We start from the raw sequence: 17,695 nt of genomic DNA, 5'->3' as shown, positions 1-17,695 counted from the left end.
AACTTTTTAAATTTAAGAAGGAAGTGTAATTAATGAAAAAGAGAGGCAGAATCGTTGCCTTTTTTCTTGTCGTTTTGGCTTTGGCGGGGATAATTGGAACAACGGTTACAGGAATTACGAAAGATATTAATCTCGGATTGGACCTGCAGGGGGGATTCGAGGTACTTTATGAGGTTGAACCTGTAGATGAAAATCAAGAAGTAACAAGAGGATTGCTGGAGGGTACTGTTCAGACACTGAATGATCGTGTCAATCGACTTGGAATTAGTGAGGCAGTTATTAACATCGAAGGAGAAGACAGGATTCGGGTACAGTTGGCAGGTGTTGAAAATCAGTCACAAGCGAGAGAATTGCTCTCCACCTCTGCACAATTGTCTTTTCGAGATGTATTTGACAATGAACTTCTTGATGGATCTGACGTCACTGAGGGTAGTGCTACACAGGATTTTGATCCACAAACAAATGCCCCAATCGTAACATTACAATTAAAAGATGCAGCGAAATTTGGTGAAGTTACAACTCAAATTAGCCAAATGCCAAGTCCGGAAAATAAGCTTGTTATCTGGATGGATTTTCAAGAAGGAGATTCCTATGCTGCTGAAGCAATGCAAGTAGAACCGAAATTTGTTTCTGCACCAAATGTAGGTGAACCTTTACATACGACAAATGTAATGATTTCAGGTAATTTTACAGTAGAGTCTGCACAGCAGCTTGCAGATATTATTAATTCCGGTTCATTACCTGTTCACATGACAGAAATATTCTCGACCTCTGTTGGAGCTCAATTTGGGGAACAGGCATTAAATGAAACAATTCTAGCAGGGATCGTTGGTATTGGCCTAATCTTATTATTTATGATTTTCTTTTACCGCTTCTCGGGGTTAATTGCAGCTATCAACTTAACTTTCTATGTTTATCTTGTTTTATTGGTATTTGAACTATTAAATGGTGTATTGACTTTATCTGGTATTGCAGCATTAATACTTGGGGTTGGTATGGCTGTTGATGCAAACGTTATAACGTTTGAACGGATTAAAGAAGAATTACGGACAGGGAAATCTGTTAAAGCAGCATTTAAAGCAGGTAATAAAAATTCTTTTACAACGATTCTCGATGCGAATATTACTACATTAATCGCAGCAGTTGTCCTATTTATATTTGGGACAAGTTCGGTTAAAGGATTTGCGACTATGCTCATTATTAGTATCTTGATTAGTTTTTTAACAGCAGTTCTGGGTACAAGAATTCTGCTCGGATTGTGGGTGCAGAGTGGCTACCTTACAAAAAGAAAGACATGGCTCGGTGTTAAGGAGTCACAAATTAAAGATATTGCTGAAGTGGAAGAGGAACCGAAGTTATTTAATAAAAAAATCAATTTTGTCAAGCATCGAAAAAAATATTTCATAGGAACAATGATTCTTGTCATAATAGGCGGCATATCTCTCACAGTCTTTCAGATCAATCCTGGGGTGGACTTCACTAGTGGCTCCCGTGTCGAAGTTGTTTCCGATACAAGTCTGACGAAAGAAGAAGTAGAATCAGGTTTTGATGAGCTTGGTTTGGAAGCTAAATCAATTGTACTTTCTGGGGAAAACAATGAGCTTGGTGTTATCCGATTTGACAATGTGCTTTCCGAGGACAAGGTGGAAGAAGTGCAAGTGTATTTTAATGAGAAATACGGACAGGACCCAAGTGTAAGTGTTGTGTCTCCAATAGTCGGGCAGGAACTCGTCAAGAATGCGATCTATGCGGTAGCAATAGCCTCAATTTTTATGATCATTTATGTTACTGTTCGATTTGAATTTTTCTTTGCAATAACTGCGTTGATTGCGCTTCTTCACGATGTATTTATCGTGCTTACAGTCTTCAGCATTGCACAGATTGAATTTGATATTACAATTGTAGCGGCAATTTTAACGATTGTTGGTTATTCCATTAATAATACGATTGTTATATTCGACCGTATCAGAGAAAATATTCGAAGGAATAAACAGGTGAAATCATTTAAGGAACTTACCAAAATAGTAAACAAAAGTATCATTGATTCCTTTATACGGACGATGAATACGTCTATAACTACGCTAATTGCAATCCTAGCGTTTCTAATATTAGGAGCTTCTTCGATTGGGAGTTTTGCTATTGCATTAGCAGTGGGTATACTTGCAGGAACATATTCTTCCTTATTGTTGGCTTCGCAATTATGGCTCGTATGGCGAGGTAAAACAGTCAAGAATAAGCCTTTAGACTTCACGAAGAAAAAACGTGTCGATGGTCCACAAGTATAAGATTTAGAGTACAGGGATTGTCTAACAATCCCTGTCTTTTTGTATTGGAACAGAAAATATAGCTTTTAAGAGTTTTTTAGTCAGTAAATCAACACTCATCGCTAATCTAGCTTTAAGCTTTTGTTTTATGCTTGAATGTATATAATTAAGGGTAATCTAATATACATAACGGATTTGAATTAAGGGAGGATTGCACGATGAAAGGACAGACATATGTTATTTTAGCAATCATACTGGTAATTTTTGTTGCTGTTTTCGCTGTAACAAATGTAGAGCCTGTTGAGGTGAATTATTTATTTTGGACACAGGAATCACCGTTAATACTCGTTATCTTATTTTCTGTGTTGATGGGTGGAATTATAACTGCTTCTGTAGGTGTAGTTCGAATTTATCGTTTACAAAGGGATATTAAACTTCTAAAAGCAGAAAATGATACATTAACTAAGAAACTTGAAGAGAGCGGTCTTCCTATTGAAAGTATAAAGAAGGATTCCAAAGCGGACTTAGAGGATAACGATTCTACAACTAAATAATTCTGATTGCTACCCCTGCCTGTCTCTTGTATAATAGATTAGTCAGGGGTGAAATTATGTTAGAGAGTAAGGCAATTTGGAAATATGCGACAACCGTTAATGAAGTAGATGCTATAACAGAAGATATGTTAGATTTGTCACCAACTGTAAAAAAGCTCTTACAGCAGAGAGGGATTACGGGCACTGAAGATGCCAGACGATTTCTGTCACCTGATATTAAAAATTTACACAGCCCATTAAAAATCGATTCAGTTGAAAAAGCGTCAGAACGTGTACATAGAGCGATAGAATCCAATGAGAAAATTCTTGTGTTTGGGGACTATGATGCAGATGGAGTAAGTTCCACTACCGTTCTAATTAAGACACTGAACGAACTTGGGGCAGTATGTGATTATTATATACCAAACCGTTTTACAGAAGGGTATGGGCCAAATGAAGACGCCTTTAAAACGGCAGCCGAAAATGGTTATACTTTAATTATAACCGTTGATACTGGAATTGCCTCTGTACATGAGGCAAGTATAGCGAAGCAATTAGGTATTGATCTAATTATTACAGATCACCATGAGCCACAGGAAGAAATACCAGATGCATATGTAATACTCCATCCAAAATGCTCACCCGATTATCCTTTCCAGGAACTTGCTGGAGTGGGTGTAGCTTTTAAATTTGCACAAGTATTGCTTGGTTATTTTCCAAAACATTTACTTGAATTTGCAGCAATAGGGACGATAGCAGATCTTGTCCCACTTGTAGATGAGAATCGAATACTTGCCTTTTACGGTCTGCATGCATTAACGATTTCAAACAATCCAGGCATTAAAGCACTTAAACGGGTTTGTAAAATTGAAGGTAATGTTACCGAGGAAGATGTTGGCTTCTTAATCGGACCTAGAATCAATGCGGTTGGCAGGTTACAGGATGCAGATCTTGCAGTGGAGCTGTTATTGACAGAAGATGCTGATTCCGCACAGGAAATGGCAGAAGAAATTAATACTATTAACGAGCAAAGGAAAGAAATAGTTAATGAGATTGTGAAAGAAGCAGAATTAACAGTTAAACCTAATGAAACAGATGGTGTTATCATTGTTGCAAAAGAAGGATGGAACGAAGGAGTGCTAGGAATTGTTGCCTCCAAATTAGTTCGGAAATATGACCGTCCTGCAATTGTAATGGCTATTAAACCAGAAACTGGGGTAGTAAAAGGGTCAGCAAGAAGTATTCCAGCTTTTGATCTTTTCCAGAGCTGTATGAAAATAAAAGAACTCTTCACCAATTTCGGCGGACATTCACAGGCTGCGGGGATGACATTACCAATTGAAAATCTGGAACTTGTACAGGGAAAATTGAATGAAATGATTCACGAGGAACTGTCGGAAGACGATTTCAAACAGGAGATAACAATAAGTGCAGAATTGCCTCTGGAAGATATTAATCAGAACCTTGTATCTGAAATTGAAAAATTAGCACCATTTGGAATGAAAAATCCGAAACCAATTATTTTAGTAAAAGAAATTCCTTCTGATGCCAGAAAAATTGGCACCGCAAAAGACCATCTGAAACTACAATTCAAAAAAGATGGTGTATCACTGGATGGGATTGGTTTTGGCATGGGTGAACTCTATGACAACATTTCTCCGAATACGCCATTGATGATTGCAGGAGAACTGGGAATTAACGAATGGAATGGAAATCGAAAAGCACAAATTCTTATCAAGGATATGAAAATAGACGAATGGCAACTGTTTGATTTCCGCGGCAAGCAAAAGATGGATCTGAAGTCCGCAAGTAATGGAAAAGATTTAATTATTAGTAATTCATTAGAGCCAGTAAACCCACAGATCGATCAAATATCGTATCATACTTCTATTGATACGTTAGAAGAGAAGGATACTCTCTATTTATACGACCTTCCTACAGATCTGGAATTATTAAATAAGATTATTCGACAAGTAAAACCACTTAATATTTACGTATGTTTTCATATTGAAAATAGTGCATATTTGTCAGCATTTCCTACAAGGGAAGAGTTTGTATGGTTTTATGCACTTATCCGTAAGTTTAAAGTCATCGATTTGAAACAGGAACTAACAAAGATTATGAAGCATAAAGAGTGGAGCAAGGATAAGATCATCTTTATCTCAAGAGTGTTTTTTGAACTGGGGTTTGTTAAAATAGAAAATGGTATAGTTGAAGCACAACCGAATCCAGCTAAAAAAGATCTCCAAGAATCAAAATTATATCAAGAGCGCCTTACTATGGGAGCAATTGAAAAGCAACTATATTATTCAAATTACCAGGAATTAAAAAAATGGTTTACCAGTTGTATGGACTATTTGGGAAATCCCAAGGAGGAAGCAGTAAATGGATTATAAGCAATATATTAAAATTGTTGAAGATTGGCCTAAACAAGGAATTCAGTTTAAAGATATCACACCACTGATGGATAATGGGAAAGCATTTAAATCAGCAGTTGATGAAATTGTCGAGTTTGCAAAGGAAAAAGAAATTGATATTATTGTGGGACCAGAAGCAAGAGGGTTTATTGTCGGATGCCCAGTTTCTTATGCGCTCGAGGTAGGTTTTGCTCCAGTTCGTAAAGAAGGCAAATTGCCACGAGAAGTGATAAAAATGGATTATGGTCTTGAATATGGCAAGAACGTACTGACAATTCATAAAGATGCCATTAAACCTGGTCAGCGTGTTTTAATTACAGATGATTTACTTGCCACAGGTGGAACTATAGAAGCAACCATCAAGCTAGTAGAAGAACTAGGTGGAGTTGTGGTTGGTTGTGCATTTTTGATTGAATTAAGCTATCTAGATGGAAAAGATAAATTGGATGGCTATGATGTGTTGGCATTAATGACATATTAAAATATAATAATAGGTCTGGCGTTATGTGAAATAATGTCAGACCTATTATTATATAATAATTTTAAATGGACACATGAAGCGAAAAAGCATATAATTGAAAATATTTAATACTCTTGTAAAAATATGTCTACCACGTAAACTGTTCATGTATAAAGTATTTTTATCGTGAGTAAGTGGTAAATAATGTAGACAGCTAGTAAAGGTGATTACATGGCAAAAGATGAAAACGTAACGATAACCGACATTTTAAATACAGCAAAAAATTATTTGTCGAATGATGACATCGACTTGGTTCAGCGTGCCTATGATTATGCAAATGAAGCACATCATGACCAATTCAGGAAGTCAGGGGAGCCATATATCATTCACCCTATTCAGGTTGCGGGTATCCTTGCAGATCTTAAAATGGATGCAGAAACCATTGCAGGGGGATTTCTTCATGACGTCGTTGAGGACACAGATATTACATTGGGAAACCTGGAAGAAGCATTCAATCATGAAGTAGCAATGCTTGTCGATGGTGTAACAAAGTTAGGTAAAATAAGGTATGAAACAAAAGAAGCCCAGCAAGCTGAAAACCATCGTAAAATGTTTGTGGCAATGGCTAGGGATATTCGTGTTATTTTGATTAAACTAGCAGATAGACTTCATAATATGCGGACATTAAAGCATCTAGCACCTGAAAAACAACGTCGCATTTCTAACGAGACGTTAGAAATTTTTGCTCCGTTGGCACATCGTCTAGGTATCTCAACGATAAAGTGGGAATTGGAAGATACGGCACTACGATACCTAAATCCTCAACAATATTACCGCATTGTCCAATTAATGAAGCAAAAGAGGGAACAACGAGAATCCTATATCAAGGAAGTAATTGAAGAACTGACAGGTGAACTCCATGATGTAAATATCGAGGCCGAAATGTCTGGGCGCCCCAAACATTTATATAGCATATATCAAAAAATGGTTAAACAAGGAAAACAATTTAATGAAATATACGATTTATTGGCCGTTCGGATTATTGTCGATAGTATTAAGGACTGTTATGCAGTGCTTGGGATTATCCATACAAACTGGAAACCGATGCCTGGAAGATTTAAAGATTATATCGCAATGCCAAAGCAAAACCTTTACCAGTCTCTCCATACAACTGTAATCGGGCCAAAAGGTGATCCATTGGAGGTCCAAATACGGACAAAGGAAATGCATGAGATTGCTGAATATGGAATTGCTGCACATTGGGCCTATAAAGAAGGAAAACCAGTTAAGACAGGAAAGAAATCGTTCGAAGAAAAATTAACATTGTTTCGAGAGATTCTTGATTGGCAAAATGATACACATGATGCAGAAGAGTTTATTGAATCACTGAAGATTGATCTTTTTTCCGATATGGTTTATGTCTTTACACCTAAAGGAGAAGTAGTTGAACTTCCGTCCGGGTCAATTCCGCTTGATTTTGCTTATAAAATCCATACGGAAATTGGTAATAAGACGATTGGAGCAAAGATTAACGGGAAAATGGAACCACTTGATTATAAATTACAAAATGGTGATATTATCGAGGTAATGACTTCCAAACACTCTTATGGTCCATCACAGGACTGGTTGAAGATGTCACAGACTTCACAAGCTAAAAGTAAAATTAAACAATTTTTCAAAAAGCAGCGAAGAGAAGAAAATGTTGTAAAAGGCAAGGAAGCTGTTGAAAAGGAAATTCGTGACTTAAATATTGATCCGAAAGAAGTTCTTGTATCAGATAATATGCAACGGGTTTTTGATAAATTTAATTTTACTGGCGAAGAAGATATGTATGCTGTGGTAGGTTATCAAGGAATTACAGCTGCACTAATTGCAACTAGACTTACTGAAAAGCTTCGTCAAACGATACAAAAGGAGCAGGACCTTCAAACAACAATTGAAGAAGTTAAAACAGATCGAAACCAGACGAGAAAACCACATAAAAAGGATTCCGGTGTCAGGGTGGAAGGTGTAGATAATTTACTTGTACGGCTCGCGAAATGCTGTAACCCTGTACCTGGTGATATAATTTTAGGTTATATTACAAAAGGTCGAGGTGTATCTGTTCACCGTTCTGATTGTCCGAATGTGCAAACAGAAGAAGCAAAACAACGCTATCTGCATGTGGAATGGAAAAATGAAATTACAGACAATAAACAATATCATGTGGATATTCAAATCACTGGATATGATCGTCGTGGTCTATTGAATGAAGTTTTGCAGGCAGTCAATGAAATGAAGACAAACATTACACATGTTAATGGGAAATCGGACAGAAATAAAATGGCGATTATCCAGATTACAATATTAATTCATAATACCAATCATTTACGAAAAGTTGTGGAACGCATCAAGCAAATCAAAGATGTATATACGGTTACACGTACCGTACAATAGTATAGGTATTTGTCATGGATTAACTTGCTGCGGGCGGATGCGCACCTTAGGGCACGGCCTCAAGCCACGTCCGAGAAAACCATTCTTCAGGTCTTCGGACACGTGCTGTTACAGCGGGAGTCACCGCCCTCTGCTCACCCAGACTAGTGAAGTTGTGATACGATTTTTATTTTAATCCCTAGCAGTTAATTGTCCGCAACCTTCTAACTAGCTCTGGGAAATATACGAAGACTCCGGCGGGAGGAAAGGCATAGGCGAGACTCTGAAATGCGCTAGCATGAAGAAGCTCACCAGCCGCCCTAAGGTGCACGAAGTATATTTCCCAGAGCGGCCGCCGAAGTGTCCTATCTTATGACGCAATTTATTTCAACGGCGAGGCTTATAAAGCAACAAACATTACGAGAGCGGCTACTTTATAATGTGTTAAAGGAGTAATAGATAAATGAAAGCAGTGATACAGAGGGCGAAAGATGCCAGTGTTCGTGTAGAAGGAGAACTAGTGGGGGAGATAACGGAGGGCTTTGTTGTACTACTTGGTGTTACTCATGAAGATACAGAGGAAGATGTTAATTATCTCGTAGGTAAGATAATCCATTTACGTGTATTTGAAGATGAAAACGAAAAGATGAACCTTTCCCTTCAAGATGTAAATGGAAGTATTTTATCAATTTCCCAGTTTACTCTTTATGGCGACACAAAAAAAGGAAGACGTCCAAATTTTATGCAAGCCGCTAAACCGTATGCAGCTAATAAAATGTATGAAAGCTTTAATGCCTCAATTAGGGAGCATGGGATACATGTTGAAACAGGTACGTTTGGTGCAATGATGGATGTTACATTTACGAATGCAGGGCCAGTAACGTTAATTATTGATAGCAAGGAAAAATAGGTAGCCAAATAAAAACAGGGATGGTCATGAAAGACATCCCTGTTTTTGTCTCCAAAATTTGTTTATTCATTGAAATATTTCCTAAGTCCTTCTACAATACCAGCAACGAGTTTCTTCTGATAGGCATTTGTTTGGAGCAATGCTTCCTTCTCCGGATTTGATATAAAACCAAGTTCGAGGAGGACAGATGGTTTTAAATTTGTTCTTAGAACTTGGAAGTCTCCCATTGCTATTCCGCGATCAGACTCATCTGTTTCTTTAATGATTCCTTGCTGAATATATTTAGCCAAATTCTTATTTTGATCTGCATAATAAAATGATTCGATACCAGAGACATTAGGTAGTTCAGGTACGCTATTATAATGGATACTAATAAATGCGTCTGTATCGTTAAAATTGGAGTATGTAGACCGACTAGATAATGAAATAAACTCGTCTTGTTCCCTCGTAAGTAGAACATTAGCACCAAGATATTGGAGTTCCTGCTCGAGTTCGTGTGCGGTTAGATATGCAAAGCTCTTTTCATAGGTATCTGTAGAACCAATTGCACCTACATCTCTACCACCATGCCCCGCATCGATAATAATTGTTTTATTTTTGAACACATTTTTATTGTTGGCTTCTTTCGGAGCCGTAACGAGATCCTTTAGTATGTAGCCTGTACGATCGTTAACAGTTACTTCATACCAGTCACCACTTTGAGACATGACATCATATTCGGTTCCTTTTTCAGCAAATTGAATAATATCATAGTCTGTAGAAGGTCCTTCTCTTACCTGTGTATTCTCATATGGTATTGTAATTGAACTTACATTGGATTCTGTCTTTGTTTCTTCATTCCCAGTAGATGATTCTGTTATATTAACAAATTCCTCTGCAACCCAACCAGACCCACTTTGCAATTCAATTTCCACCCAACCATTCTTTTGCTGAACAATAGAGTAAGACTCCCCAGTATCAGCCATGCCAACACTTTCATAATCGGTTCCAGGACCACTTCTAATATTGAGATTAGATCCCTCAATGATAGCTTCATCAGCATAAACAATTTCTACTCCTGTAGTACAAAGGAAGATAATTGCTGTAAATAATACCGTCATTAGTTTTCTCGAATGCAAAAATATACCTCCCTAAATTTATATATGTACCTTTTAGTATAATAAAATTTCCCCTTTAAGGCAAAACTGTAAGAGGACGATCAAAAATTTGAAGAGCTTTTTTTAGAAATGGAACTGCAGTCACTTATCTCAACAAAATAAATTGAGACTACACTGTTCATCTCACCAAAAAAACGTTGTTTGCTACAATTTCTATAAACTGCGAAGTAACTGCTGGTTGATTACTATAAATTTGTCCTTTTCCCGCCGTCCGGGATCGCTCAAGGCGGATGCGCACCTTAGGGCGAAGCCTCAAGCCCTCTGGAGAAAACCAATCTGCGGGGTCTTCGGACAAGTGCTTCCCACAAGCCAAGGAAGGCTACGGCAGCTTTTATATATCTTCGTTAGAAAATTTCCCTGTATTTTCGAGGAGTCACCGCCCACAGCGATGCCGGACTAGTGAAGTTCTGATACGATTTTTATTCTAATCCCTAAGCAGTTAATTGTCTACAACCTACTAACCAGCTCTGGGAAATATACATAGACTCCTACGGGAAGAAAGGCATAGGTGAGACCCTGAAATGCGCCAGCATGAAGGGGCTCACCAGCCGCCTTAGGATGCGCGTAGTATATTTCCCAGAGCAGTCGCCGAAGTTACTTATTTTAGTTCGGAGTTTATCTCAACTTCGCGATGCTATTAAAGCAATAATTCTTTTGGGTGAGACGGATAAATACAGAATACAGTCTGTAAACATTAATCAAAGTGCATTTCAATCGATATCTTTATTAGAAGAGGAGGGGTTTTAGTGAGAATGAATGATAAGCAAATGAATGCAAATGATCAGAAGGATATTTTATCTGCCGATCTTCATCATTTTGTACAGCTTGAAGGGCAGGGGACACATATGGAAATTGCTAGTGAACTAGGTATTTCTATAGGCGAAGTTAAAATGTTAAAGAAAAAACTGAATCGTTCTTGACAATATAAGTTGTTAACATTAATATTATAGTCATTCAACAAATTAAAATAAACTTACCGATGAAGGAAAAAGTAATTAGGTACCACCTGCATAGAGAGAAGATGTCACTGGCTGAAAACATTTTCCCTGCTGGCCTGATGAAAGACGTTCCCGAGGATTTATATCGAAATAGAGTAGGTATGAACGTTTTGCAGGCGTTAACTGTGAAGAGCGGATGCTGCTATTTGGCATCAACTAGGGTGGCAACGCGGGTGAGTCCCGTCCCTTATATAAACATATAAGGGACGGGATTTTTTTATTTTAATTTAGAAATTGGGGGTTCTTAAGATGAGTATGAAAGCACCAAGAGGTACAGTGGATATTTTACCTAAAGATGCAGCAAAATGGCAGTATGCCGAAAACAAAATTAAAAATGTTTGCAACAGATTTCATTTTAAAGAAATTCGTACGCCATTATTTGAACATACCGAAGTTTTTCAACGTGGTGTTGGAGATTCTACCGATATCGTACAAAAGGAGATGTATACCTTTGAGGACAGGGGCGGAAGGAGCCTAACATTGAGACCTGAGGGAACCGCATCTGTTGCGAGGGCTTTTGTAGAAAATAAATTATTTGGAGACCCAGATCAACCGGTTAAACTTTATTATTTTGCGCAAATGTTTCGTTATGAACGTCCCCAAAAAGGGAGAATGCGCCAATTAAATCAATTTGGCGTAGAAGTTCTAGGCAGTGCAGACCCAGCTGTAGACGCAGAAGTTATTGATCTTGCGATGACCACGTATAAAGAATTAGGTTTGAAATCATTAAAATTAGTGATAAATTCCCTTGGTGACAAAGAAAGTCGAAACAATCATAGGGAAGCACTTGTAAAACATTTTGAACCACATAAAGAGGAACTTTGTAATGATTGTCAAACAAGATTATCGCACAATCCACTTCGTGTGCTGGATTGCAAAACAGATCGTGATCACCCAGCAATGAAAACAGCACCATCGATTCTAGAATATTTAAATGAGGAATCAAGATTATATTTTGAAAAGGTTCAGGAATACCTGACTTTAATGGATATCGATTATGTTGTTGACGCTAACCTTGTGAGAGGATTGGATTATTACAATCATACTGCATTTGAGATTATGAGTGAGGCACCTGGTTTTGGAGCAATTACAACACTTGCTGGTGGTGGTCGTTACAATGGATTGATTGAAGAGCTTGGCGGGCCAAATACACCTGGAATTGGCTTTGGAATGGGATTTGAACGCCTGCTTATGGCCTTAGATGCTGAGAATATTGAAATACCACTAGATGACAGTTTGGATTGCTTTGTTGTTGCAACAGGGTCGGATCAAGTGAATAAAGTAGCAACAAAGCTTGTACATCAATTACGGATAAACGGTATTCAAGTTGATAAAGACTATCTGGAACGCAAAATGAAAGGTCAGTTTAAAGCCGCCAATCGTAATAATTCTAAATATGTGCTCGTTATTGGAGAAGAAGAATTGGAAAGTGAAATCGTTAATGTGAAAGAAATGGAATCCGGCGAACAAGTGGAAGTACCGTTAAAAAATATTGTTGAAATAGTAAAGCAAAAACTTCTTGGAGGTAAGGGACATGAGTGAACGCGTAATGGCTGGTAAATTATCGGAAGAAGTGATAGGGAAAGCAATTCTTCTAAAAGGATGGGTCCAAAGAAGACGTGATCTAGGTGGTTTAATTTTTATTGATTTGCGAGACAAATCAGGTATTGTACAAGTTGTATTTAATCCTGACCATTCCCAAGAGGCACTGGAAACTGCTGAAAAAATTCGCTCCGAATATGTTGTGGAAATCAGTGGAGAGGTAGTTGCGCGAGATGAAACAACCGTAAACCCAATTATGAAGACGGGTACGATTGAAGTGATTGCGACTTCCATTAAGATATTAAACAAGGCAAAGACACCTCCCTTTACGATTCAAGATGAAACAGATGTGTCTGAAGACGTGAGACTGAAGTATCGTTACCTTGATTTAAGAAGAAGTCCTTTGCAGGAAACGTTTAAATTACGTCATCGGACCACACAAGCTATTCGTAATTATCTTAACGATAATGATTTTTTAGAAATGGAAACCCCGATATTGACAAAGAGCACACCTGAAGGAGCCCGGGATTATCTGGTTCCAAGCCGAGTTCATCCTGGTGAATTTTACGCTTTACCACAGTCACCACAACTTTTTAAACAGTTGATTATGATGAGTGGTTTTGAAAAATATTATCAAATTGCAAGATGTTTCCGTGATGAAGATCTTCGTGCTGATCGGCAGCCGGAATTCACTCAGGTTGATATTGAAACGTCATTCTTAACGAGTGATGAAATTATGGAAATGACAGAACAGATGATGCAGCAGGTTGTCAAGGAAGTTAAAGATATAGATATTGAGCTGCCATTACTGCGAATGCCATATGATGAAGCAATGGAGCGTTTTGGCTCAGATAAACCGGATACGAGATTTGGACTAGAATTAATTCATGTGTCAGGTATCTTAGAAAATTCGACTTTCAAAGTATTTAAAGGTGCAATTGAATCTGGTGGAAAAGTTGCTTTATTGAATGTAAAAGGGGAAGCAACTAATTTCTCCCGTAAAGATATTGATAAATTAACTGATTATGTAAAAGTTTATGGTGCAAAAGGACTGGCATGGTTGAAAGTTGAAGGGGACGAATTGAAAGGCCCAATTGCCAAATTTCTTACAGACGAAGAAAAGGCCAATTTATCGAATAAAGCAAATGCTACAGATGGGGATTTGCTGCTATTTGTAGCAGATAAAACATCCGTTGTTTACGACAGTTTAGGTGCTTTGCGTTTAAATCTTGGTAAACAATTGGAACTTATCGATGAATCCAAATTTAACTTCTTATGGGTAACAGACTGGCCATTGCTAGAGTACGATGAAGAGCTTGGCAGATATTTTGCCGCACATCATCCGTTCACATCTCCTGTTGAGGAAGATATGGGAAGATTAGAAAGTGACCCGGCAAGTGTCCGAGCAAATGCTTATGATCTAGTTCTAAATGGTTATGAACTTGGTGGAGGTTCTATCCGAATTTATCAAAAAGAACAACAGGATCATATGTTTAAAGTATTAGGATTTAGTGAAGAAGAAGCTAAGGAGCAATTTGGATTTCTTTTGGATGCATTAGAATACGGTACACCTCCACACGGTGGGATTGCTCTGGGGCTGGACCGAATTATTATGCTGCTTGCAGGAAGAACAAACCTAAGGGATACTATTTTATTTCCAAAAACAGCTTCGGCATCCGATTTATTGACGGAAGCCCCGAGCGAAGTGAGCAAAGCACAATTGGGTGAACTTTCAATAGCCCTTGCTAAAGAAAAATCAGAAAAATAAAATATAAAATTTTAAGTATTGAAAATATTAACTATCTATGTTAATATAAATTTACAAATCAATAGTTAATTGCTTAATCCTGATGTGTTCGTCTAGGAAAAGTATTTTGACCGAACAACCATAAATTTGGGAGCCTGATTATTTTTTATGGTGCGTGCATGCCTGTATTCTTAGGAATTAATGGAAGCACAATATATGTAAAATAGGGCACCCACCTGCTTCAAGCGGGATCAAAGCTTTGATATAGGACGGCACAATCGGGATTAAGTTAATACATACGAAAAGAAGAGGTGTATCAAATGATACACCTCTTCTTTTTGTTCCATATTATTAATTAGAACCTTGGGCAAGTTGTTCCAAATTCCCATTTTTATCCATTCGAAATGCTGGAGATGGCTGGCTGCCTTTATCTTGGAGAACCGTCATCTTTCTTGCACGATCCATGATCTGAATAAATGCCTGGTAATCTTCCTGAATGGAAACCATCTGTTTTTCTGTATTAGAAAGTTGCTTTTCAAGTTCTGTCACTTTTGCTTGCAACAGGCTTTTCTCTTTTTCAACAATTTCCAAGGTTGATTTTGATTGATTGGAAGCATGATAGTCTTTTTTTAATTCTCTTAAATATTGAATGACCATATCAAGATTTATAGTCGGAGGTTCAGGTTCCGCCATGACGAAATTATTAACTTCTTCATCTTCAGCTTTATTTTCTTCAAATGCTGGTGGAAGCGAGAGTGCTGGGACCCTTGTTTTCTTCATTGTCGAATTCATAGCTCTTTTCTTCTCTTTTCTCTGTCTTTTAGCGAGATCAATAGCACTGTCATATTTTGTCCTTACTTCTGCATTCCAGCGAAATCCGCAGGCAGCAGAGGTTCGGTTCAATTTATCACCGACTTCATCAAAAGCATTCAATTGGGTACTACCTATTCGAATATGACGCAACACAGTTTCTGCAAGCAGTAAATCATCTTCATGGGACCAGGCATCCTGTCTAACTTTTACCAATATATTCAACTCCTTTTTCATAGTAGTGCATGATCCAAATACGAATTGAAATATTTTTTTGGAACATACACTAGTAACAAACAACAATAGATTGTAACTTTTACGTTTATTGTTGCCCCATGAAGAAGGTTTTATACGTTAATTCTTCTTATCTCGCTTTATTTTATCGTAAACTTGTTTTAAAGCTTGTTCAAACTTAGCGCTGTTCTTTGGTTTGTAGTAGTTTTTGTTTTTGATAGAATCAGGCAAGTATTGTTGACTTACCCATGCACCGTCATAATTATGTGGATATTTGTATTCGACTCCTCGCCCTAATTTTGTTGCACCTTGATAATGGGAATCTTTTAAGTGTGCTGGAATCTCACCACTTTTGCCGCTTCTAATGTCAGCTAATGCAGAGTCAAGCGCTTTGTAGGCAGTGTTTGATTTAGGTGATAGTGCAAGTTCAACGATTGCGACAGATAACGGGATACGTGCTTCGGGAAATCCAAGTCTTTCGGCGGCCTGTACTGCAGCTACTGCACGAGGTCCTGCCTGTGGATTAGCAAGGCCAATATCTTCATAGGCAATGACAATCATACGCCTTGCAATACTATCTAAATCTCCAGCCTCAATTAATCTACCTAAATAATGAAGTGCTGCATCGACATCACTGCCACGAATTGACTTTTGAAAAGCGGAAAGGACATCATAATGTGCATCACCGTTTTTATCATGAGAAAAACTTTTCTTTTGCATGCACTCTTCAGCAATAGTTAAATTAATAATAATCTGATTACTTACATTTTTCGGTGTGGAAGAAACCGCCAGCTCTAACCCATTTAAAGCAGAGCGGAGGTCACCGTTTGCTGAATTGGCTAGATGCTCAAGTGCATCATCAGATAATACGACATCGATAGTGCCATAGCCGTGATCCATATCATTTATAGCGCGTATAATTGCCGTTTTTACATTTTCAGGTGTTAAAGTATGTAATTCAAATAAGTGACATCTGCTCCGAATTGCTGGGTTAATGGAATGATATGGATTGCTTGTCGTACAGCCGATTAATGTTACGAGGTTGCTTTCCAGATGGGGGAGAAGAAAATCCTGTTTCGCCTTATCAAGACGATGGACTTCATCCAATATTAAAAGCACTTGTCCCATCATTTTTGCTTCTTCTACAACGATTTCCATATCTTTCTTTTTGTCTGCTACTGCATTCAACTTTTTAACTGGGAGGCCGACACTTTTTCCAAGTGCGTAAGCCATCGAAGTTTTTCCTGTGCCGGGTGGTCCAAAAAGAATCATGGAAGAAAGTCTCTTGGCGTTTACCATCCGATTAATTATTTTCCCATCACCGACCAGATGTTCCTGACCGATAATGTCTTCTATTTGTTCTGGTCGCATTCGAAATGCAAGAGGTTTTTGTTTCATTTATAACTTCCTTTATATATAATATTACATTTAAGAGGATGTTCAAAAAGTCCGGTAAAAATGATACATCGATGTTTCTAGTTGGCGATAGCGGAACTTTTACTAAGAACGCCCACGTCCTGTGGGCAACGTAGAAGTCAACACAGCCTGTGCAAGCCCATTTCTCACGTATTAATTGCATACGTTCCGATACCGGGAGCTTTCGCCGCCTCGAACTTCTCGGTCTTTTATATCCTCCTTTTTAAACGCGTACTTTAAAAGCTTAATCCTGATTCGGCTTAAATGCAAGGGGCATACTATTCATGCTATAATAGCATTTATTATAGAATTTTGGATGATGAAATAATATAGAGGAGTTTATATATGAAAATTTCTACAAAAGGAAGATATGGATTAACAATTATGATTGAATTGGCAAGGAAGTATGGAGAAGGACCAGTTTCTTTAAAGTCAATTGCCAAGGAAAATGATTTATCAGAGCATTATTTAGAGCAACTAGCTTCACCACTTCGAAATGCAGGTTTAATTAAAAGTATCCGTGGTGCTTACGGTGGATATAAATTATCCAGGGAACCAAAGGAAATAACTGCAGGAGACATTATCCGTGTGCTGGAAGGACCACTTACCATTGTGGAAGGTATTGAAGAAGAAAAGCCTGCCCAACAGGCATTATGGCTGCGGATTCGGGATGCTGTAAAGGGAGTTCTAGATAAAACGACATTGGATGATTTGGCGAATCATGACAATAATGAAGTGCAAGATGCCTATATGTTTTATATTTAGAATCCAATTGTAAGTAGAAAGGAAATG

The 17,695-nt window shown here is 37.9% G+C and carries 13 protein-coding genes, 1 other RNA gene and 1 other annotated feature; of the genes, 11 read left to right on the top strand and 3 right to left on the bottom strand.

The genetic code is table 11. The annotated features are described in order from the left end of the window. The first annotated feature begins 32 nt into the window (after positions 1 to 32). From secDF to dtd, 6 genes are all read left to right on the top strand, one after another. Positions 33 to 2,285 (top strand): protein translocase subunit SecDF, encoded by a 2,253-nt coding sequence (secDF, locus tag BV906_RS01930; protein WP_087971781.1) that lies wholly within the window; start codon positions 33 to 35, stop codon positions 2,283 to 2,285. 197 nt (positions 2,286 to 2,482) lie between these two features. Further along, positions 2,483 to 2,818: a LapA family protein gene (locus tag BV906_RS01925; protein WP_087971780.1), complete on the top strand. Its 336-nt coding sequence runs from the start codon at positions 2,483 to 2,485 to the stop codon at positions 2,816 to 2,818. 56 nt (positions 2,819 to 2,874) lie between these two features. Further along, complete coding sequence (gene recJ, locus BV906_RS01920; protein ID WP_087971779.1) at positions 2,875 to 5,193, top strand: single-stranded-DNA-specific exonuclease RecJ; 2,319 nt, start codon at positions 2,875 to 2,877, stop codon at positions 5,191 to 5,193. After that, positions 5,183 to 5,695: an adenine phosphoribosyltransferase gene (locus BV906_RS01915; protein WP_087971778.1), complete on the top strand. Its 513-nt coding sequence runs from the start codon at positions 5,183 to 5,185 to the stop codon at positions 5,693 to 5,695. The genes recJ and BV906_RS01915 overlap by 11 nt, the downstream gene beginning before the upstream one ends. A 210-nt stretch (positions 5,696 to 5,905) precedes the next feature. Beyond that, positions 5,906 to 8,110 carry a RelA/SpoT family protein gene (locus BV906_RS01910; RefSeq protein ID WP_087971777.1) on the top strand — a complete coding sequence of 735 codons (2,205 nt, stop codon included), beginning with the start codon at positions 5,906 to 5,908 and terminating at the stop codon, positions 8,108 to 8,110. Positions 8,111 to 8,552: 442 nt separating this feature from the next. Next, positions 8,553 to 8,999 (top strand): D-aminoacyl-tRNA deacylase, encoded by a 447-nt coding sequence (gene dtd / locus BV906_RS01905; protein WP_087971776.1) that lies wholly within the window; start codon positions 8,553 to 8,555, stop codon positions 8,997 to 8,999. Positions 9,000 to 9,061: 62 nt separating this feature from the next. Here dtd and BV906_RS01900 read toward each other — a convergent pair whose 3' ends face one another. After that, entirely contained in the window at positions 9,062 to 10,117 is a 1,056-nt protein-coding gene (locus BV906_RS01900; protein WP_087971775.1) for an N-acetylmuramoyl-L-alanine amidase family protein, read from the bottom strand. A gap of 785 nt (positions 10,118 to 10,902) precedes the next feature. Between BV906_RS01900 and BV906_RS19305 the strand changes: the two genes are divergently transcribed. The 4 genes from BV906_RS19305 (at position 10,903) to ssrS (ending at position 14,732) form a co-directional block, all read left to right on the top strand. After that, positions 10,903 to 11,076 carry a hypothetical protein gene (locus BV906_RS19305; protein ID WP_176330223.1) on the top strand — a complete coding sequence of 58 codons (174 nt, stop codon included), beginning with the start codon at positions 10,903 to 10,905 and terminating at the stop codon, positions 11,074 to 11,076. A gap of 50 nt (positions 11,077 to 11,126) precedes the next feature. After that, positions 11,127 to 11,345: a binding site (T-box leader), on the top strand. A 58-nt stretch (positions 11,346 to 11,403) separates the two neighbouring features. Further along, positions 11,404 to 12,696 carry a histidine--tRNA ligase gene (gene hisS / locus BV906_RS01890; RefSeq protein ID WP_087971773.1) on the top strand — a complete coding sequence of 431 codons (1,293 nt, stop codon included), beginning with the start codon at positions 11,404 to 11,406 and terminating at the stop codon, positions 12,694 to 12,696. Further along, entirely contained in the window at positions 12,689 to 14,464 is a 1,776-nt protein-coding gene (gene aspS, locus BV906_RS01885) for an aspartate--tRNA ligase (RefSeq protein ID WP_087971772.1), read from the top strand. Before hisS ends, aspS begins: the two co-directional genes overlap by 8 nt. A gap of 73 nt (positions 14,465 to 14,537) precedes the next feature. Beyond that, positions 14,538 to 14,732, top strand: a non-coding RNA gene (gene ssrS, locus BV906_RS01880) — 6S RNA. A gap of 62 nt (positions 14,733 to 14,794) precedes the next feature. Here the strand turns inward: ssrS and BV906_RS01875 are convergent. Both BV906_RS01875 and BV906_RS01870 read right to left on the bottom strand, forming a co-directional pair. Continuing rightward, positions 14,795 to 15,469, bottom strand: coding sequence for an RsfA family transcriptional regulator (locus tag BV906_RS01875; protein WP_087971771.1), 675 nt, complete (start codon positions 15,467 to 15,469; stop codon positions 14,795 to 14,797). A 138-nt stretch (positions 15,470 to 15,607) separates the two neighbouring features. Then, positions 15,608 to 16,885, bottom strand: a complete 1,278-nt coding sequence (locus tag BV906_RS01870; protein WP_087971770.1) for a replication-associated recombination protein A — start codon at positions 16,883 to 16,885, stop codon at positions 15,608 to 15,610. A 363-nt stretch (positions 16,886 to 17,248) separates the two neighbouring features. On the opposite strand from BV906_RS01870, the gene cymR reads away from it, so the two are divergent. Continuing rightward, entirely contained in the window at positions 17,249 to 17,668 is a 420-nt protein-coding gene (gene cymR / locus BV906_RS01865; RefSeq protein WP_087971769.1) for a cysteine metabolism transcriptional regulator CymR, read from the top strand. Positions 17,669 to 17,695: the final 27 nt, after the last annotated feature.

It is taken from the genome of Oceanobacillus rekensis (genome assembly GCF_002153375.1).
GTDB classification, from domain to species: Bacteria; Bacillota; Bacilli; order Bacillales; family Amphibacillaceae; genus Oceanobacillus; species Oceanobacillus rekensis.
The sequence above is the reverse complement of the archived record's forward strand: the minus strand, read 5'-3'. Positions and strand labels throughout refer to the sequence as shown.

Bases quoted from the DNA above. Each gene is read 5' to 3' on its own strand.
- secDF (WP_087971781.1), top strand. From the start codon at position 33: ATGAAAAAGAGAGGCAGAATCGTTGCCTTTTTTCTTGTCGTTTTGGCT.
- BV906_RS01925 (WP_087971780.1), top strand. From the start codon at position 2,483: ATGAAAGGACAGACATATGTTATTTTAGCAATCATACTGGTAATTTTT.
- recJ (WP_087971779.1), top strand. From the start codon at position 2,875: ATGTTAGAGAGTAAGGCAATTTGGAAATATGCGACAACCGTTAATGAA.
- BV906_RS01915 (WP_087971778.1), top strand. From the start codon at position 5,183: ATGGATTATAAGCAATATATTAAAATTGTTGAAGATTGGCCTAAACAA.
- BV906_RS01910 (WP_087971777.1), top strand. From the start codon at position 5,906: ATGGCAAAAGATGAAAACGTAACGATAACCGACATTTTAAATACAGCA.
- dtd (WP_087971776.1), top strand. From the start codon at position 8,553: ATGAAAGCAGTGATACAGAGGGCGAAAGATGCCAGTGTTCGTGTAGAA.
- hisS (WP_087971773.1), top strand. From the start codon at position 11,404: ATGAGTATGAAAGCACCAAGAGGTACAGTGGATATTTTACCTAAAGAT.
- aspS (WP_087971772.1), top strand. From the start codon at position 12,689: ATGAGTGAACGCGTAATGGCTGGTAAATTATCGGAAGAAGTGATAGGG.
- BV906_RS01870 (WP_087971770.1), bottom strand. From the start codon at position 16,885: ATGAAACAAAAACCTCTTGCATTTCGAATGCGACCAGAACAAATAGAA.
- cymR (WP_087971769.1), top strand. From the start codon at position 17,249: ATGAAAATTTCTACAAAAGGAAGATATGGATTAACAATTATGATTGAA.